We start from the raw sequence: 4,642 nt of genomic DNA on the forward strand, positions 1-4,642 counted from the left end.
CATCGTCTTGACCTTTATTTTTATGTTTATTTTTGAAATCCTTAAAATCACCTTTAAGAGAGTTTTTGTCGTTACCTTTGCTGTCAGACTTATCTTTACGGTGTTTCCCACCTTTTCTATCGTCACGATTTTTTCCACCAAAGGGGCGACGCTCTCTGTCTTTGCCTCTAGTATTGAAATGCTCAGCACTTTTTTGAGGTTGGCCTTCTAAGGCAAAGTTAATTTGTCCAAGCTCCACGTCTGCAGCTACAACTTGAATTTTTACGATGTCTCCAAGCTTATAGATGGTTCCAGATTTTTTACCCTTCAACATCATTTCATCTTCTAAGAATAAGAAATGATCATCACCAAGGTCTTCAACCTTTACTAATCCATCCACATCAAATTGTCTTAAAAGAACAAACACTCCAAATTTCGCAACAGAGCTAATAATTCCTTCGAATTCTTGGCCCATGTATTTGGAAATGAATCTGGCTTTTTTAATCGACTGGAGTTGTCTTTCGGACTTTACGGATCGTTGTTCGCAGGCGCTAAGCATTGTTCCCGCAGTTCCTAGGGTGTCATCAGAGGGCATTTCATAACCTGGAATTCTAAGAATGTTTTTCATCACTCTATGAACAATCAAATCTGGATATCTACGAATTGGAGAAGTGAAGTGACAGTAGTCTTCGAAACCCAATCCAAAGTGACCGACATTGTCCGGTGAATACTTGGCTTGGTTCATAGATCTTAGAATTAAAATATTTAAAATTATTTCTTCAGGTTTTCCGGTGAACTCTTGAAGAGCTTTACCTAGGTTCTTCTGAAGATTGCTTGTTGAGAGCTGAATTGAGCTTCCGAAGTTATGTAGATGATTATTCAAGGCTTCAATTTTTTCTAGCTTAGGAGGTTCGTGGATACGATATAGAACTTCTTTATCGTTTCTTCCGATGAATCTTGCGGTTTCAACGTTTGCAATCAACATCATCTCTTCGATGAGTCTATGGGCAAAAATTCTTTCAGCTCTTAAGATATCGACTGGATTTCCAGCAGCGTCGATGATTAATTCTGTTTCAGGAATTTCTAAATCCAGAGATCCAGCTTGGAATCTTTTTGCCATTAGGATTTTTGCAAAGTCCGCAGCCTTTAGGATCATGTCTTTTACGGGCTCGAATTGTGGAGGACACATGCCATCGATCACTTCTTGAGCTTCGCCATACGTTACTCTTGCATGAGATTTCATAACGGCTTCATAGAATTCGCTTTTTAAGTTGTTACCTTGGAAATCAAAATGCATATCTGCAACCAAACAAAGCCTAAAAACATTTGGTTTTAGAGAACAAAGTTCATTAGATAAAACTTCTGGAAGCATTGGCACCACGAAGTTTGGAAAGTAAACGCTTGTTCCTCTCTCATAAGCTTCGGTATCAATTGCCGTTCCAATTTTCACGTAGTGGCTAACATCAGCAATTGCTACGATCAGATGGAACCCTTCTGATGTTTGCTCTACAAAGATCGCATCATCAAAATCTTTTGCAGTTTTTCCGTCAATAGTGATGAGAGGTACTTTGGTTAAGTCTTTTCTGTGCGGAAATTTTTTAGGATCTAGATCGTGATCAAATGTTTGAGATTCTTTCTCGATAGCACCAGAGAACACATGTGGAATTTTATGATTAATGATTACTTTTTTTATATCATAGAGCGGATCATTGGCGTCGCCCAAAACCTCAGTCACTTTTCCTAAGAAAGGATCTTTATCGGTAGGGTAGCCTTCAACGTGCGCGATGACTAAGTCATCGACTTTGGCATTAAGGGTCCATTTTTTAGGAATATGTAAGTTTGCGCCCCAGTTGTTGTTAGTATCTAAAATGATTCCATATTGATCATTAAAATCTTTATAGGTTCCGATCACATCTTTGAACGCGCGATCAATAATTTTTACGACTTCTCCACGAAATCTTTTTCCGCCGGGTTCAGGATAAACTTCGGCTTCCACTTTGTCGTTGGTCATTACGCCGTTCATAGAATGTTTTGGAATGTATGCGTCTACTAAACCTGGAGAATCCGGAATGAAAAATCCAAATCCGTCTGGATGTCTTTTTACGGTGCCTGTCTGTGTGTTGCTTTTCTTTCTAGTCATTATTGTCTTTAAAGCCTTTCCTGACTTTTTTCTTGTCTGCGCGTTTTGAGGTCATTAGACCTCAAAAGTGTATATAAATACAACAATAATTTCAAGGACTTATAGCCTCAGAGAGGCTCTTGTTTTTATGTCTCAAATTGACTCTAGTTTGGAGTGGGTCTAGCCGATAAGCAGTTGAAGAGACTGATAAAAATAGGGTGATGATATGGATTCAAAGAAGAGATTTACATTTATATTTGTTCTAATTTCTTTAACAATGACAATGCTATTTTTCCAAAACTGCTCACCAAGTGGCGGGCTTTACAGTGGGGACTCAAATGATCCATTGCTTATCGATCCACCTGTGATTTTTGCGGCGAAAAATTCAGCATGTACACAAATTAGCACAGCTTTTAAAACAAACGAAGTCATATATATTTGTATTCAAAAAGCTGGTACGGCGCCAATTTATTGTCACGAATATTCAACTTCCACAACCTGTGTTCGAAACGTAGTTTCGACAGCCAATTCATGGTCAGCAATGAGTGGTGGAAACTGGGTGAGAGGTTTCTCTACCGCATCGGGTACAGGGTTTCCTGTGGGAACTTTTACCTCTTACGTAGAGCGCTCGGATGATCCACTGGCTGTTAGCAATACAACTTTCACAGTAACAGTTCCTTAGATATTTAGCTATTGCGCTTTAGAGGTTGGGGCTTCCTCGGGAGCTATAACCTTAGGAATGCTTTCGCTCGTGTAGGGTGAGGTCATTGTGCTCGTAATTGCTGGGGCAATTTCTAGCTTCTTATTGTTATAGAGCATGTACTTCGCAGTTTCATAGTACCCATGCGATAACATTTTTAGGTACTGAGCCATCCCCGGATATTCTTGCGATACATCTTTAAATTCTTTTTTGGGATCAAGACTAAAAAGTTCCTCAGTGCTTCCCTTTACTGAATAGTAAAAATTATTGTAGTACATACCGAATTGTCTAGGTTGCACGTAGTGGAAGTAAGTGAAGGCAGCTCTTGTGTCATCAAATTTTGGATCTAGTAAGTCTCTCCCAAGAGCAGAGTGTTCTATATCAACGCCAGCAAGGTTTGCAACTGTCACCATCACATCCATCTCGGTTGCTATGCGCGAATCCTTTTTTGGCTCCGGAATCAATTTTGGATTGTGAATCACAAGTGGAACGTGGAATTTTTCTAGCTCTACTTTTTTTCTTTGAACAATAATGTGATCTGCATTTTCGTCTGGTAAACCATGATCTCCTGTGACAACAATTATTGTATTTTCATACATTGGAGATTTTTTGAACATTTCGATGAATCTTCCAAGGCTGTAGTCAGAAAATCTCATGGAGTTCCATTCTTCGTTCGATATAAATCCGGCTTTCTTTAGTTCTTCGTCAGAAAGTTTTTTCACTTCAAAGTCATCGTGGTTTTCAGGAATGGTGTAAGGTCTATGAAAACTTGCGCTTTGTACGATGGCAAAGAATCTTTTGTCCGAAGGCAGTTCACTTAACTTTTTGAAAGATTCTTTGAATAAATCTAAATCAGAAATTCCCCACACATCTGTGATGGGGGCATCGAATTGACCTTCTTCAACAACTTTGATTTTTTCGATATTGTTTGTGAATACGCCTCTGATTTGTCCCCAGTTTGCATTTCCACCGAGGAAATAGAATTTTTCGTATCCATCAAAGTATCTCATCACAAGATTCTGATCGATGATCATTGGGTTGCGAGAGGCAGTTTTGTAGCCTGTTACATCGGCGACACTTGAGACTAAACCAAACATACTGCGAGCTGTTCCTTCGGATGGAACATAATATTCATCAAAGTAGTAGCTGCTTTCAGCTAATTTTTTAAGTGCTGGTGTAGATTCAATTGGGTTATTTGAAAGATCAGTTTTTGCAACTGCCATACTCTCCATAACTATAACTAAAATATTTGGTCTGAAGTCAGGCTTTGCTGTACTTGGCAGAAGTCTTTTGAAGTTTAGAGTTTCAGCGTTTTGTTCTTTTACTGGAACGCCCAGATAGTTTGCCATGAGAGGATAGTATTTTCTGACCTCGTCTTCGTCGTAGTTAGGAGCAGAGTATTTGTAGGTTTCTGCGAGGTAGATCACGGGATTGAGTGCAACGGCAGAGATAAAACTATTTTGGCTAAAGAAAGCTTCGCTCCATCTAAGAGGGAATGTCGAAAATTTCCCAAATATTCCTGCTGTAAAAAGTCCAAAGAACAACAGGTACTGAAAAATTTGATTTGTTCTAGAAATATTTTTGTATTCGAAATCAAAGAAAATACAGAATTGTAGAATGTATTTGATGGCAACTGCAACGGCAATAACACCGATTGCTCCCCAGAAAATCGGATAGGTTTCCCAAAGCATTTGAAGAGAGATGGTCGGGTTCGCCATATATTGTAGAACAGAACCATTGATTCTGGAGTTGAGGTAGCCGTAGTGACCAATGTCGGCGAGATAGATCGTGCCCCAAATTATTGCGAATAATGTATAGAAGTAGATCCAGAACTTCTTACCTTG

At 39.1% G+C, this 4,642-nt stretch carries 3 protein-coding genes; 1 reads left to right on the forward strand and 2 read right to left on the reverse strand.

The genetic code is table 11. The features are described 5' to 3' along the window. Window positions 1–2,119 (reverse strand): ribonuclease R (gene rnr / locus V4596_01075; protein MES2767710.1); only part of this gene is annotated, 2,119 nt, incomplete at its 3' end. Between the two features lie 205 nt (window positions 2,120–2,324). Here rnr and V4596_01080 point away from each other — a divergent pair. Then, a complete protein-coding gene (locus tag V4596_01080) occupies window positions 2,325–2,780 on the forward strand; it encodes a hypothetical protein (protein MES2767711.1) in 456 nt (151 codons plus the stop codon). An 8-nt stretch (window positions 2,781–2,788) separates the two neighbouring features. On the opposite strand, the gene V4596_01085 is transcribed toward V4596_01080, so the two are convergent. Then, window positions 2,789–4,642: LTA synthase family protein (locus V4596_01085; protein MES2767712.1), on the reverse strand; the 1,854-nt coding region annotated here is incomplete at its 5' end.

The organism is Bdellovibrionota bacterium (genome assembly GCA_040386775.1).
In the GTDB taxonomy this organism is placed as follows: domain Bacteria; phylum Bdellovibrionota; class Bdellovibrionia; order Bdellovibrionales; family JAEYZS01; genus JAEYZS01.